The organism is Sphaerisporangium perillae (genome assembly GCF_023276435.1).
Taxonomy (GTDB): Bacteria; Actinomycetota; Actinomycetes; order Streptosporangiales; family Streptosporangiaceae; genus Sphaerisporangium; species Sphaerisporangium perillae.
This window is the reverse complement of record NZ_JALLPO010000084.1, coordinates 1-13,893: the sequence shown is the minus strand read 5'-3', so window position 1 is coordinate 13,893 and position 13,893 is coordinate 1. Positions and strand designations below refer to the sequence as shown.

General features: G+C 66.2%; 13 protein-coding genes and 1 pseudogene. 6 read left to right on the top strand and 8 right to left on the bottom strand.

The features are described 5' to 3' along the window. The 3 genes and pseudogenes from MYF83_RS41665 to MYF83_RS41655 form a co-directional block, all read left to right on the top strand. A pseudogene (locus MYF83_RS41665) lies at nt 1-146 on the top strand (IS3-like element ISAar4 family transposase); the annotation flags it as partial. A 48-nt stretch (nt 147-194) separates the two neighbouring features. Continuing rightward, the gene (locus tag MYF83_RS41660) at nt 195-671 is read left to right on the top strand and encodes an ABC transporter ATP-binding protein (RefSeq protein ID WP_308201583.1); all 477 of its coding nucleotides are present in this window, start codon (nt 195-197) and stop codon (nt 669-671) included. After that, entirely contained in the window at nt 671-3,082 is a 2,412-nt protein-coding gene (locus MYF83_RS41655; RefSeq protein WP_248966344.1) for an ABC transporter permease, read from the top strand. Before MYF83_RS41660 ends, MYF83_RS41655 begins: the two co-directional genes overlap by 1 nt. Here the strand turns inward: MYF83_RS41655 and MYF83_RS44895 are convergent. The 4 genes from MYF83_RS44895 to MYF83_RS41640 all read right to left on the bottom strand — a co-directional run bounded on the left by MYF83_RS44895 (nt 3,068) and on the right by MYF83_RS41640 (nt 5,850). Continuing rightward, nucleotides 3,068-3,235, bottom strand: coding sequence for a DUF8462 domain-containing protein (locus MYF83_RS44895; RefSeq protein ID WP_504975035.1), 168 nt, complete (start codon nt 3,233-3,235; stop codon nt 3,068-3,070). The genes MYF83_RS41655 and MYF83_RS44895 overlap by 15 nt on opposite strands. 514 nt (nt 3,236-3,749) lie before the next feature. Then, nucleotides 3,750-4,091 (bottom strand): hypothetical protein, encoded by a 342-nt coding sequence (locus MYF83_RS41650; RefSeq protein ID WP_248966343.1) that lies wholly within the window; start codon nt 4,089-4,091, stop codon nt 3,750-3,752. Between the two features lie 176 nt (nt 4,092-4,267). Continuing rightward, nucleotides 4,268-4,765: a GNAT family N-acetyltransferase gene (locus tag MYF83_RS41645; protein ID WP_248966342.1), complete on the bottom strand. Its 498-nt coding sequence runs from the start codon at nt 4,763-4,765 to the stop codon at nt 4,268-4,270. Nucleotides 4,766-5,112: 347 nt separating this feature from the next. Beyond that, on the bottom strand, nt 5,113-5,850 hold the full coding sequence (locus MYF83_RS41640; RefSeq protein ID WP_248966340.1) for a helix-turn-helix domain-containing protein: 738 nt from the start codon (nt 5,848-5,850) through the stop codon (nt 5,113-5,115). Here MYF83_RS41640 and MYF83_RS41635 point away from each other — a divergent pair. Continuing rightward, nucleotides 5,822-6,667, top strand: coding sequence for an ATP-binding protein (locus tag MYF83_RS41635; protein WP_308201584.1), 846 nt, complete (start codon nt 5,822-5,824; stop codon nt 6,665-6,667). The two genes, MYF83_RS41640 and MYF83_RS41635, sit on opposite strands and share 29 nt — an antisense overlap. A 476-nt stretch (nt 6,668-7,143) precedes the next feature. Here the strand turns inward: MYF83_RS41635 and MYF83_RS41630 are convergent, their stop codons facing one another. Beyond that, on the bottom strand, nt 7,144-8,550 hold the full coding sequence (locus MYF83_RS41630; RefSeq protein ID WP_248966338.1) for a replication initiator: 1,407 nt from the start codon (nt 8,548-8,550) through the stop codon (nt 7,144-7,146). Between the two features lie 701 nt (nt 8,551-9,251). After that, nucleotides 9,252-10,775, bottom strand: a complete 1,524-nt coding sequence (locus MYF83_RS41625) for a recombinase family protein (RefSeq protein ID WP_248966337.1) — start codon at nt 10,773-10,775, stop codon at nt 9,252-9,254. An 86-nt stretch (nt 10,776-10,861) separates the two neighbouring features. On the opposite strand from MYF83_RS41625, the gene MYF83_RS41620 reads away from it, so the two are divergent. Continuing rightward, on the top strand, nt 10,862-11,083 hold the full coding sequence (locus MYF83_RS41620) for a hypothetical protein (protein ID WP_248966336.1): 222 nt from the start codon (nt 10,862-10,864) through the stop codon (nt 11,081-11,083). Nucleotides 11,084-11,123: 40 nt separating this feature from the next. Here MYF83_RS41620 and MYF83_RS41615 read toward each other — a convergent pair whose 3' ends face one another. Next, nucleotides 11,124-12,887 (bottom strand): ArnT family glycosyltransferase, encoded by a 1,764-nt coding sequence (locus MYF83_RS41615; RefSeq protein WP_248966335.1) that lies wholly within the window; start codon nt 12,885-12,887, stop codon nt 11,124-11,126. A gap of 298 nt (nt 12,888-13,185) precedes the next feature. Further along, nucleotides 13,186-13,521 (bottom strand): DNA glycosylase AlkZ-like family protein, encoded by a 336-nt coding sequence (locus tag MYF83_RS41610; RefSeq protein WP_248966334.1) that lies wholly within the window; start codon nt 13,519-13,521, stop codon nt 13,186-13,188. Between MYF83_RS41610 and MYF83_RS41605 the strand changes: the two genes are divergently transcribed. Next, the coding region (locus MYF83_RS41605; RefSeq protein ID WP_248966333.1) for a helix-turn-helix transcriptional regulator at nt 13,520-13,893 on the top strand (374 nt) is incomplete at its 3' end. The two genes, MYF83_RS41610 and MYF83_RS41605, sit on opposite strands and share 2 nt — an antisense overlap.

Below are 13,893 nucleotides of genomic sequence, written 5' to 3'. Positions count from 1 at the left end.
AATATCCGACTCGCGAACGAGCCCGCCGCGACGTTGCTCGTTACATCGAATTCCGATACAATTCGAGGCGCCGCCACTCAGGACTCGATTACCGGACCCCGCAACAGGTCCACGACGAGTACCTGAACCAGCAGCTCGCAGCGTGAATTAGCCGTTAAGCAGCTGTCCGGAAAGCGTAGGGCGGATCAGTCACCGTGGCCGGCACCGACCTCGGATCACTCGACGACGACGCGCTCACAATCTTCCGCCGCGAGCACATCGGCTTCGTGTTCCAGTCGTTCAACCTGCTGCCGATGCTCACCGCGCTCGAGAACATCATGCTCCCGCTCGAGCTGGGCGGTCGCCGGATCGACGACGCGGCACGGGAGCGCGCGCACACACTCGCCGATACCCTCGGCGTGGCCGACAGGCTCGGCCACCGGCCCGCAGAGCTGTCCGGCGGCCAGCAGCAGCGGGTCGCGATCGCCCGGGCCCTGATCACCCAGCCGGACCTGCTGTTCGCCGACGAGCCCACCGGAAACCTGGACAGCACCACCTCGGCGGAGGTGCTGGACCACCTGCGACGGTCGGCGCGCGAGCTCGGCCAGACCGTCGTGATGGTCACCCACGAGCGGGACGCGGCGACCTACGCCGACGACGTGGTCACCATGCAGGACGGGCGGATCGCCTGATGCGCACCGTCTTCCTCGCGTCGCTGCGCACCCACACCCGCAGGTACGTCGCAGCGGCGATCGCGGTCATCGTCTCGGTCGCCTTCGTCGTCGTGATCGGCATGCTCACGTCCGGGGCACGCGCCGGATTCATGGCGAGCGCCGGGGCGCCGTTCCGCAATGCCGACCACGTGGTCGACGCCGACCACGTGGAGGACACCCTGGACACGTCAGTCGCGATCGAGATCGTCGAGCGCCTTGGCGAGAACGCATCCGGGCTCGGCCGGGTCCTGCTGCCGACGCGCACGGGCGACAGGTCGGCCTCCGAGATGACCGTGGGGCCGATCGCCCCTGCGGAGGAGATGCGCTGGCAGAAGCTCATCTCAGGCCGCTTCCCGGAACGCACGGGCGAGGCGGTGGTGCACGTGTGGGACGCCCAGGCCAGGGAAATCGCGATCGGCGACCGGATTCGGATCGGCGAGGGCGCCACCGCGACCGACCTAGTAGTGGTCGGCCTCGTGGAGTCGCCCTCTCCCACGGCCCAGGCCTCGGTGTACGTCACCTGGCCGCAGTTCCTGCACTGGCGCGACCACCCCTCCTTCCACGTGAGCAGGGTGGCGGTACGCGGGGAGGTAGGCCAGCTCCCGGAGGGCGCCGCGCTGTACTCGCCGGAGGAGTACGTCACGGCAGGCATGGCCGAGCTCGCGAACCGGACGGACGCGTATGCGTTGATGCTGCTGGTATTCGCCGCCATCGCGGTCTTCGTCTCGGTCCTGGTCGTCGCGAACACGTTCTCCATCCTGTTCGCGCAACGCCTGCGCGACTTCGCACTGCTGCGCTGCGTCGGCGCGACCCGGCGGCAGGTGCTGGGTTCGGTACGCCGGGAGGCCGCCGCCGTCGGCGTGCTCGCGTCACTGGCCGGGACACTGATCGGCGTCGGCCTCGGCTACGGGCTGATCGCCCTGATCAACACCCTCGCACCCACCACCCCGATGGCCGCCCCCGCACCGCCTGTGCCCTGGCTGCTGGGCGGGTTCACCGTCGGCCTGCTCGTCACCATGCTCGCCTCCTTGTTGCCGACCCGGCAGGTGATCGCGGTGAGCCCGCTGGCGGCACTGCGCCCGCAGGCCGCAGTCGTGCACACCGCCACCGGCCGGGTACGGCTGGCGCTCGCCGCACTCCTCCTGGTCACCGGGCTGGCCCTGCTCGGTATGGCGATGATCCAGGACAGCACGCTGTTCATGGTGGCCGGCGGAGCATCTGTGTTCACCGGCGTACTCCTGTTCGGGCCGGTGCTCGTTCCCCGCCTGGTCCGGATCACCGGCGCGCTGCTCGGCCCCGCCGGGCGGCTGGCAACCAAGAACGCCGTGCGCAACCCCCGCCGGACCGCCGCCACCACCGCCTCCCTGCTGGTCTGCGTCACCCTGACGACCGCAGTGCTCACCGGATCGGCCACGACACGTGCGGCCGTGGACGAGGAACGTGACAGGGATCACCCCATCGATGTCGCGCTCACCTCGCCCGAGACGCCGGTCACCACCGACCTCCTCGACCAGGTACGTCGCACTCCCGGTGTGGAGCAGGCCATACCGGTGGAGGGCGCCATGGCTCAGGTGGCGGGGCTCGACGAACCGATCCTGGTCGTCACCGCGCCGGACGCGGAGCAGGTGGCCCGCGACGGTGGGTCGTTCGCCCGGGTGGAGCCGGGGAAGATCAGACTCGATTATGCGGCCTTTGACAAGAACCTGAGCTTGCGGCCCGGTGACCGGGTCACGGTGCGCGCCGGCGACCGGCGAGCCCAGTTGCAGGTCGTCGCCGGCACCGGCTGGGGCCGGGTGGGCGTGGTCGCGCCCGTGACCCTGGCACAGCTCACCGACTCCCCCGAACCGCACGTCATCTGGGTCCGCGCCTCCGCAGGCGCCAACCCGCTCGAGCTCGTCGACGATCTGGACGGGCTGGCGGATGCGGCCGGCGCGAAGCTCGAGGACCAGCTGCAGGCCCAGGCGACGGAGGACCAACAGCTGCGAATCCTCACCTGGTCGGTGCTCGGCCTGCTCGGCATCGCCGTGGTGATCGCCCTGATCGGGATCGCGAACACCCTGGGGCTCTCCGTCCTCGAACGCGCCCGCGAACACGCGATGCTGCGCGCGCTCGGGCTCACCCGCAGGCAGCTGCGGCGGATGCTGGCGGCCGAGGCGGTGCTGCTGTCGGTGGTGGCCACTCTGCTCGGCACCGTGATCGGCGTCGGGTTCGCCTGGGTCGGCTACGAGACGGTCGTGACGCGGGCTCTCAGCGAAGCCACCATGCAGGTCCCCTGGCCACAACTCGGCGTCGTCGTCCTCATCGCCGCCCTGGCCGGACTACTCGCCGCTGTTCTCCCGGCGCGCCGGGCCGCCCGGGTGACTCCGGCCGCAGGGCTATCCCTCGACTGATACCTTCATCAATCGCTTGGCTGGCGGCTGCTGAAGTCCGCCAGCCATGCGCGGAACTGTGTACGCGACGTGTCCATGCTCGGGTGCATAGACGAGTCCCTTCTTGATCAGAGAGTCCCGTCCTGGCCCAAGTGACGTTGGAGTCCTCCCCAGACGGCAGCCACCTCTGAAGACCGGCTCGGGCCGTCACTATCATGGGCCAGTCGCCCACAAGTAGTCTCGCTGTGCAGGCGTGGCGCGTTCCCACCGGGATCGGTAGAAGCCCTGGTCTAGGGGGCGGTTCGCCCAGGAGCGCGGCCAGCTCGTCCTCAGCGACGGTGAGCGTGAATGCCGAGCCCCATTGCCCCGAGTCGTCCCACACGAGGACGGCTCCCGGCTCCTCGGCTCGCTCGACGGCGGAGCTGAGAGGGCTCCAGCTGTTGCCTTGGCGGTAGGTCGGCTTGTGGCTGACACGCTGGCCGAAGACGGTGCTGGTGATGAGCCGCGAGCCCTTCTTCGGCATCGCCACAGCCGCCTCCAAGCCCTGGTCTTGTTCCGTCGCTGTTCCGTGGGAGCACCAGAATCAGCGAGAAGCGATGCGAGACGCCCGCAGGCGTAGCCCCTGGTCATCAACATGATCGAGCTGTTTTCGCGGGTGACCGGATCACGTGTCGGAGAACACCCAAATCTACGAGGGCAGGGCACGCTCAGGGCACATGGGCCGTCGACGGTAAGCCTCCCATAGCAGTCCGGCATTGAGGTCGTGCGCATCTGCCATGGCGAAGCGGATCTCGCATGTCACCCAGTAGTCGTCGAGGAGGTCCAGGAGACCCAGGGCGAGACGCAGCCCAGCGTCCGCATCAAGATCGGGGTCTTCCAGTGCCGCTCTCGTCCACGCATGAGCCACATCATTGGACGCGAGCAGCTCGTCGGCCGTGCCTTGGTCGCTCGTCCATGCGCCGTCACCTGCCTGGGCGACGCCTTGTTCTGCCAGCCAACGCCGTGCTTCCTCGACCGGCTTGTGGTCCACAGGGGAAAGTGTCGGCCATCACTAGCGGCATGGCGATCAGCAGCGGCATGAAGCCATGCTTCGCCACCGATGGGTGCTGGGGCGGACGTCGCAGTGATGCTGTACAGCTGCCGATACAGCAACCCTTCCTTCCGCGACCACACGGCACCGGCCGCAGTCCATGTTGGCCTGGCTCTCTACCTGACATCGACGAGGTCCACCCACGCCGTGACCACGTCGCCTTCACGGACGAGGTCGACGCCCAGCGCGGCGAGCAGGCGCTGAGTGGCCGTGTTATCGGCGGTCGTACTCGCGAACAGGCGCTCGACGCCGTCGGCACGAGCGAGGTCCAGTAGATCCCTGAGCACCACACCGCCGACTCCGCTACCGCGGTGCGAGCGTCCGATCCACACACCCGCCTCGACCGCATGCTCCGCGTCCTTGAGCGGGAACAACCGAGCAGCCCCCACCACCGTCTCCCCCACAACGATGGCATACGTGCTCTCCACCGGCTCAGCCGACAGCGACCTCGACCGGTGGAACTGCAAGAACGCCGTCCGGCACTCGGTCGTCCACCCTGCGGGTCCATCCACGGGTGGCATCACCTCAAGGGGGTCCGCATCGGCGGCGGCAACATCCAGCAGGTCCTGCAGCAGATTCTCATCGAGCGGCCGCAACGTGACATCAGAACGCATACTTACATGCTGCCCCCTGGACCGCGTCAGCCCCAAAGGGGTTTCCTGCCCCGTACCACGGGCCTGTCCATAGCGTTCATGCCTGCCACCAGCCCGCAGTGTGGCCGAGCGGTGTTCCACACGATGAAACGCTCGTTGCGATCGCCGGGCCCCTGCCAGCGGCCAGCGACTCCCCGCGCATGCGTCCTTTGGGGGCCGGTCCCGGAGGCCACGCCATCCTCAGACGGCGGCCCCTCAGCCAGCAGGGATGTCCCACTACCACCCTACGATCGCCTAGCTGCGGCCGGCCTGCGCACGGGCCGGGGGCGATCGGCGGGCGACGATGGGCGCCAGCCTGCGCAAGTGATCTAGATGGCGCGACCGGCACTCCACAGTTCGGAGATGTGATAAGCGAACCGGTCGAACAGCCCGTCATCCTGATGGCGCTTGAGGTGCAACATCGGGGAGTCGTGCCCGACCAGCTTCGCGAGATGCGGCGTGACGAGCATTTCGGAATCGAACCTGAAAGCACTCATGGCGATGTGTTCATCGCTGAACCTCGCCTCTACGCCGGGAACATCGCGAAGCTGCTCAAGCTCGGCAAGTGTTATCCGAATGCGAGTCGAAACCGTCAGGGGAACACTTTCGATCTCTTCGCGACGACGCGTGACCTCGCTATCCGGGTCTCCGACCAGGAAGCGCACCTTGCACCCCTGTTCGGTCTTACGCCTGAGGACTTTTGCCAGGTTAGGGTGTTCCAGCCAGAGAAAGTAGTTCGTGTACCCAGCTAGTGTGATCTCCCCGACGGCCGAGCTGATCAAATTACGCCATATCGACTTGGGACATGCCGACCGATACGGATAGACACTCAGGACCTCTCGGTCAGGTCCCGTCTTGACAGTGTTACGGATCGCCTCTGGCCAAAGCACGGCCGAATCAACTCCTAGGGCCTCAGCGGCACTCCACTGATGCCGTTGATGCGGAATTCGCGTCTCGTCTTGCACCCAGCGCGCCACGGTCTTGACGTCCACTCCACAACGCTCGGCAAGATGGTGCTCGGTGATCTTCGCGTCCTGCATGGCACGGCGCAAGGAGACATTCGCCACGGTACACCTCTTGCTGGGGGACGTGAGGGACGTTTCCAAGCCTAACTCTGAAACGTCCTGGACGTCTCGCAAACGTGGTTGGTTCGTCACTGGACACGATCAATGCTTACTCCATGTCGACCCCGAAGGTTCTCGCCGATTTGCAGAGCGCCTTCCCCGGCTGGTGCATATGGCGAAGCTCCGAGGGGCGCGTGTGGGCGACGCGAAACGGCCGACACCTCTCAGAGGACGAATTCGAAAGTGGTCTCTGCCAAACCCTCAGCGCCAACGACGTTGGTCAACTCGCCGAACAGATCCGCGCGCAAGAAGGGCTGGAGTCGTGATCGGCGGTTCCAAGGATACGGACATTCGTGCGGATACACAGGAACAGTGCATAGCAACAGGAATCTTGCTAGGCGTTACCGAGCTCGCCGGTTCTCCGGAGTCGGTAGCAGCAGCTCGCGAGTACGTGCGGCGGAAACTCGGCACAAGGCACCCAGCTTTGGACGACGTGACGCTACTGACGTCCGAACTCGTCACCAATGCCGTGATTCATTCCAACTCTCGGAATGGCGGATCGGTGTCTCTTGCCCTTGCCGACTGTCACTGCTTCATTCACGTCGATGTAGTCGACAGCGGAGGCGACACCGTCCCGTGCGTGCGCGGCGATGTGCTGGCGGAGGGTGGACGCGGGTTGATGCTCGTTGACCCGCTGTCGCAACGCTGGGGAATCTACGAGGACGACGCGGGACGCACGGCGTGGTTCGAGGTCGCGTACAGGCGCGGGGGTGATCCCGGCCATGGTGTTTATTATCCCCGGCAACGTGAACCGTCCTGAGCCCACGGAGGAGCAGGTACGCGCTTTACGTGAGACTGCGGCAACAGCCCGCCGGACAGTCGCCGACAGCGTCGAGGCAGACCGGCGACACCAGCAGGCACGGCGACTCATCGAACGCTGGAACCTCGACCGGGAGGGGCTGGATCAGGCCGCCGCTTCTCTCGATGTCACACCAGTGCGCGATGAGGAGATCTGCCCCCAGACCGGAGCGGCGGCAAGGTGGATGTCCCTGGAAAGGGCTAGGGACATCGCTCCCCGATTCCCTTGCCGCCGCTCCACCCACATACAGGACATCGCACCAAGTTGGCAGGTTGGGAGTGATCTGCACCTGCCCTGCCGACGGGGGCTGATCACATGACCGCAGGTGATGAGCCTTCCGCCGTGGTGGCGCCGGCCGAACTCGCTCAGCACTCGCCCATCGGGTGACCTTCGGTCATTCCGCCGGCCGCACCACTCCGCATGGGGGTCAGACCGCGTCAGGCGGGGGACTCTCGCGAGGCTGTTTCCGTGCGAGTCGGCGAGCTGTGGCGATGCGTTGCCGAGCCAGTTCGGCCCAGAAGCGTTCCCCCGTGCCGGTAGCCGCTTCCCGCGTAACGCCACTCCCCCACTGTCACCGTCTGCCGCTCACCAGGATCGGGCAGGCCCCGCCGTTGCCGAGACTGTTCGGCCTGATGGTCCGCCCGTACCTGTCGCAGCGTGCCGAGCGTGGTCGAGTAGTGGCGGCTCTTCGTGGAGAAGTGCCCCCGGTACCCCAGCATGTGCGCCCACCGCCGAAACGGAATCAGCCGGTACTCGGGCTGATCGTTAAGGACGAAGCACGTGTAGATCATGCGCCGGGCATGCTCGGTGACATTCAGGAAGGCAACGTCGCGCATCTGCCGGATCGGCCGGTCTACTGTCCCCGCAGATTCGGCGCCCTTGATGCTGTACTTGGCGATGTACGACGCCACCCGCTGATCGGCCAGCCCTTCCAGGGCGGTGGCAACGTAGATGGGCTCCACGTCGAGCTGGTCACCCCATCGGGCGACGAAGGCGGGAGCGTCCTCCGGTACGGGGACAGCAATCCCGGCCGCCGTCTCCCGGATGGCCGCCGCAAGCACAGGAACGGTCGCCCAGTCCGGGGGGCAATCGCACGGACCATCCGGCCCGTCCAGGCGGATCACGGCGTGAAAGTGGACCAGGCCCCGAGCCTGATACTCAGCCACCTTTGCGTACGACAGCCGGAGCCGACGCCGTAGCGCGGCCCGTGAGACGCCGAACAGACGGGCGAAGGTGGCCGGGAGCGCTTGAGTGAAGCGCCGCCATAACTCCCCCGCATGAGCGTTCCACAGCACGGCCCCCCGGTAGTCGTAGCAGTCCACGCACACCGGTTGTCCAATCTGCGGATCACCCTCTTCGTGCCGCACCCCGCAACCTTCCGGCCTGCCGTGCTCGCACAGAGGCTTGTCCCGCCGAGGACGGCACGGCAGCGTCTTGCCGTCCCTCTCCCGACGAGCATGGACCGCGCCGAACGAGGGGGCGGTGAAGGTGGCGAACACCCGAGGATGCGCGCTCACCTCCTCAGGTACGCCCTTGCCGCCCCGCAGGCCCGACAGGATCAGGTGGTAGGTGTCGTCCCGGTAGACCTCGGCGCACGCGGGACACCGAGACGCGCGACGGTTGCCGCACGCCGTCAGCAGGTACCCGGTCGGCTCGTCAGCCGTCCGGTAGACGTCCAGCACCTCCAACCCGGCATCGAAGGTCACCCGATGCCCTTGAAGCCGGATCGGCTCAGCGCAGCCGCCGGTAGCGCGCACCATCTCCTGCCATCGGACGAAGTCGGGCATGGACGCACGTTGCGCAGCAGCGAAGATCTCAGGAGAGAAGGAGGGGACCTCGTTCACGCGGCGTCCCTCCCGCTCTCGGCCGGAGGTACGGAGACGTTACCGTGTGCGTCACTGACGTACTCGATACCGTGAATGATGGCGAAGCGCCGCCACTTGTCAGGCGACCAGTGAGGCGACTCATCCAGTTTGCGCTTGCACCACTCCTCAGCAAGCGCGGCATACGGTCCCATTTCCTCGGGTACCAGTAGGGGCTCCTTTCGCCGTAGGGAGCCACCGAGGCGCGGGAAGGGGAAAGCACCATCGCCAGCCATAACGAAGACAAGGCATCGTGCGGCGATAGTGCTTTCAGCGAGAGAAAATATGGAGTGTTTAGTGTTGTGCGCGACGTTCTTATAGACCGGTTGGCGTGCCTATTTTCTGGCCTACCGCTGGGCCGGGCACATCCAGCGGAACGACAACCATATTATTTGTGTTTGTATTCCCGGTAGTTGTATTCGCGCCTGTACGTGTCGTGTATCGGTTCTCGCTGTTCCTATCACTCGTGGTCGGTAGCATCGGACACTTCTAGAACTACCACCTGACAACGAATAGGGACAGATCAGGGTTCCTCTAGCGTCCGCGTCCCTAGACGTCTCTCCGCGTCCGAGAAAGTCCGTAAACGTCCGTCTGCGTGTGGCACTGTAGGGGCAAAAGTAAGGGAGCCATCGCCCTCGGGTAAGGGTCACGGCTCCCGACGGCCGCAGGACGTCCCAAGACGTCTACTCTCGCCAGATGGGCTCAAGCAGATCGGGGTTGAACGGCTTGTTCCCCCTGCCGCTTGGATGCACGATCACCGCGTTTAGCGCCTCCCGGATGTGAGTGCGCTTCTGGGACAGCGGCATACCGCCCTCGTCCTCAGGCAGGTACCAGCGCCGCCGGATCTCCGCGACGTCGATCTTGGCCCGGGTTTGGCGACGTTCGACGGACGCCCTGAACTTCGCCTCTTCGGCGCGCAGCCGGTTGACGTTCTTGTCCAACCTCGGGAGCATGCGGAAATAGTGATCGTTGGACACCTTTCCTTCCTCCCAGTGCCGTGTCATTTCCTCTAGCCGTTCTTTGGCCTTCTCGTACTCCTGCGCGTTCGGCCACTCGCCGGTCTCCTCGGCTTTGGCGAACTGCGCTTGCTCCATCTTGTGGATGACCAGCTCCGAGATGAAGAAGTCCACCAGGTCTCCCCGCCGGCCGACGCCCGAGCAGCCGCCCGCGCTCGGAGACTCGCAGACGTATCCCCAGGGCTTCTTCCCGGCATAGGTTTTGACGCGAAGCAGCCTGTTGCAAATGCCGCCGCCCTCTTTGGCCCGCCCGCATCGCAGAATGCCGGTCAGCAAGTAACGGTGATCCCGGAAATCCTGCGGCAACACGCCGACGACGGCTCCGTTATTGTCGAGCTGCTTACCCTTGCGGGTATCGATCAGCGCTCGCACGGCCATCCATTGGTCGGTGGTCAGTATCGGCTCCCACGCGCCAACGACAGGGTTCCCATTGCCGTCGCGGACCAACTCCCCGTGTAGCTCACGCCATCCACAGTTGCGCGCGTTGAGGAACATCCGCTTGATCGTCTTCGTGATCCAGGGGTTGCCACGCGGGGTGAGAACGCCGTTGCGCTGCCACTCGTTCGCGATCGAGCCGAGGGAGCGCCCAGCGATGAACTGTTGCGCGGCCGTACGGATCAGCTCCGCTTCCGCCGGGTCGAGGGTGACCCGATCGTCTTTCCAGCCGAACGGCCGATGGCCGCCCACCGGGATACCCTGCTCAGCGCGCCTACGGTGGCCCTGCCGGGTACGCCGGGCGATCTTGCGGACTTCCTTCTTGGAGAAGACGACGCCGATGAGACCCATGGTCTCGGCGTCCTCGTTGTAGAGGTCGATGTCCTGTTTGGCGTCAGCGAAGAGGAACCCCTCGTTGTGCGTGAAGGCATCCAGGAACCGCTCATAGTCGCCAGGACGCCGCGCCAGCCGGTCATCGGCGACGACCACCACGCCCCGAATCGCCGTGCCGTCCGGCAGCCTTCCGGCCTTGAGAGCCCTCAGCATCTCCTCGAAGTCGTCCCGCACGATGTCGAGACGCGCGGCCGACTTGTCGTTGTCGGTGAACTCGTGGACGACCGTCCAGCCGTACCGGGCGGCCGTCTCCCGGTTGACCTTGTGCTGATCCTTGACGCCGTGCCCGTCGCGCTTGGTGTCAGCCGAGATGCGCGCGTACGACACCACCGGCACCGGCACCGACGCCGACCGCTCCGCCATGGTCCGCCTTCCTGAATACCCTTGAGAGTACCTTCAGGAACCAGACCATCCCCGACGAGTACCGCGGGCGACTGGCCGGCATCGAGTTGCTGTCCTACTCCACCGGTCCCATGCTCGGCGACGCGCGGGCGGGATTCATGGCCCAGGCCGGCGGCACCCGCTTCTCGCTCGGCGTCGGGGGCCTGCTGTGCATGGGCGCGGTCGCCGCCATGGCCGCCGTGCTTCCCAAGTTCCGCACCTACGACGCCCGCACCGACGAACACGCCCTCGCCGAACGCACCCGCCGCCAAGAACCCGCCGCAACCTAGCTCAGCCGGCATCCATGGCGAACCTACGGAGTCCGCCTGCTCAACCCAGTCCTCCACGCTGATCAGCTGACGCTCCACGCGGATCCGATGTCCTCGTCCAGATCTGGTAGGAGCCGTCCCCGAAGGTGGTGGTGAATGGCAGCACCGCGTAGAGGCGGTACTTGCCGCTACTCGGCAGGGCCTTCGCGATGGCCTGATCAATCGCCGAGACTCCGGGCATCTGCAGCACCACAAAGTTGTAGCGGCCATCATCGATGGCTGCCGTATAGGCACCCGTACCGGTGTGCTTGACGCCCTTGGTGTCGGTGTAGTCGAGGTGGTAGGTACGTGTCCACTGATTCGCTTTGGTGATGTTCTGGAAATAGTAGGTGGGGACCTGCGCGACGTCCGAGAGATACAGGCCCTTGCTGTTCACGTATGGACGGAGCAGGTTGACGAGCTGCGTCGAGTCCGGCCAGGTCGCGTAGCGCCACTGGGACTGCGCCATGCTCGAGGAGAGCGCAAGCACGATGATCAGCACACCGATCGCGGTGCGGACGATCAGCACGCCGATCGCGGTGCGGCGGAAATGCGGGCCGACGATCCTGGAGACACCCAGCCCGGCCAGTGGTGCGAAGAAGAAGAGGCCGAACCCGACGTGCTTGTAGAGGGACACCGAGGTAGACAAGTGAATCTGGTAGGCCGGGGCCAGCAGACCCGTCCCGCAGAGCAGGAGGCACAGCATCGTGCGCCAGATCCTGCCCGGCTCTTTGCCAGTGGTCTGCCGGGCCGCAGAGGTGACCTCGCCGATCCGGCCGCGCCGCACGTAGGACAGTGCCCCCCAGCACGCTACGGCGAGGGCCAACCCCATCCATTCGGCGGACACGTTGATCAGCGAGCTCATGGAGTTGGTGCCGTGAGCCCGGGAGGTGGTGGTGAACTGGATGCCCGCCATGATGGAACTGCCGTACAGCACCGTGCCGCCGATGGCTCCCAGGGCGGCTGACAGCAGCACCCCGCGCCAGAGCGCGCGGGCGCCCCGATGGGGCCAGGCGACGATGACGGCCAGGACGACGACCGTGGGGATGAAGAGTCCGGCGGCGTACTTGGTGCAGAAGGCGAGGACCAGGATCGGTGCGGCGAACAGGACCGTGAACGGATTGGCCCGGTCGGTGCGCACCACGACCCACGCGGCAAAGGCCAACAGGAACAGGGCCGCGGAGTCGTAGGTCGCGAACCAACCCAGGACGATCGTCGACTGGGAGGCTACGAAGAGGATGGCCGCGAACAGGCCCACGCGTTCGTTGAAGAGGCGGCGGGTCAGCGAATAGAGGAAGCCTGTGCAGGCAAGCATGAAGAACAGGCTCAGGGCGCGTGCCCCGGTCAGGCCGTAGAGAGAGTCCATGGCCCCGGCGAGCACGGGATACAGCACGGGTGAACCCGAGAAGGTGCTGTTGTACCAGGAGATCACTGGAGCCCCGTTGAAGATGTGGGCGAGCTCCATGTGGCCGGCGTAGATGTACAGCGCCTCGTCCATGAAGGCGGTGTTGTGCAGTCGCAGCGACAGCAGTGCCTGCACCAACATGATGAGGGTGAGGACAGCTCGGCATACCCAGGCGCGTTGGCGACCGGCCCGGGCGGACCACCCGGCCGGGGCGACCTCGGGGACAACGTAGGCAGGTGTGTCGTCGAGCGGAGTCCCCCTGCTCTCCAGCACGCGCGGGGCCTCCTGGATCGACGAGCGGCTCACCTGGAGCTCGTCCCCGGACCGCTGCGGGGTAGTACGTCCGGTGCCGAAGGCTGGGGTTGTGATCTCAGGCTCCATCAAGGGTGCTCTATGTTCAGTACGCGGGTCGCGGCGAGTGGCGAGAGGTACCGGCGTCCCTTTCGCACGTGACCGGAAAGGGGACCGGAGGTCTCCGTACGTTGCTGGCGCTTCACGCGCTCACAATAGATGCAGCCTGTGACAGACCGCCTGCTGAGCACCCTGCCTCTGTCGCGCACCAGGCGGGACAACCCGCCGCTCGCCGTACCTGGTCTCGCATGATGCTTGACGACGTGGCCTCACCTGATGCTTGACATGATCACGATGGCCTGACCGCGTTCGCCGATGCACTGGCGGCTTACGCGTGGCCGCCTACGGTGACCGTGGCAATGGTCAACCGTGGTTCGCCCTCCAGGATCTCTCCGATGCGCTTCACCTGGTTGTCGAGTTCTCGTCGCTCGACGATGGTGAGTGTGGTCAACGGTTCGACCGTGATGTCCAGCCCGCGTCCGGCGCGGCGGCAGTGCCAGATCCCCGCAACGGTGCCGTCGATGAGCAATACCGGAAAGTTGCCGGCCTGACCACCGGAGAGCGGGCGTTGCGCGGCAGGTCCGGGGAAGAGTCGCTCACGCGGGTGGCAGCCAACGGTGTAGGCGTCGAAGTATGGCAGTAGCCGTACCCCATGCGGTGGCATGGGTGCGGGCGCCGACCTGGCGCAGCGCCTCGAGGTCGACGTGCGGACCGTGCGCCGCGACATCCAGAAACTGCGCGACCTCGGCTACCCGGTGCACGCCACCCCTGGCGCGGCCGGCTACCGGCTCGGCGCCGGAACGAAGCTCCCGCCGCTGCTGCTCGACGACGAGGAGGCCGTGGCCGTCGCCATCGGGCTGCGCACCGCCGCCAGCGGCACGGTCAACGGCATCGAGGAAACCTCGCTACGCGCACTGGCCAAGCTCGAACAGGTACTGCCATCGCGCGTACGGCACCGTGTCAACCTGCTGCACTCGGTCACCGTCACGGTCCCCGCCGGCGGCCCCACCGTGGACCCGGACGTGCTGACCGTCGC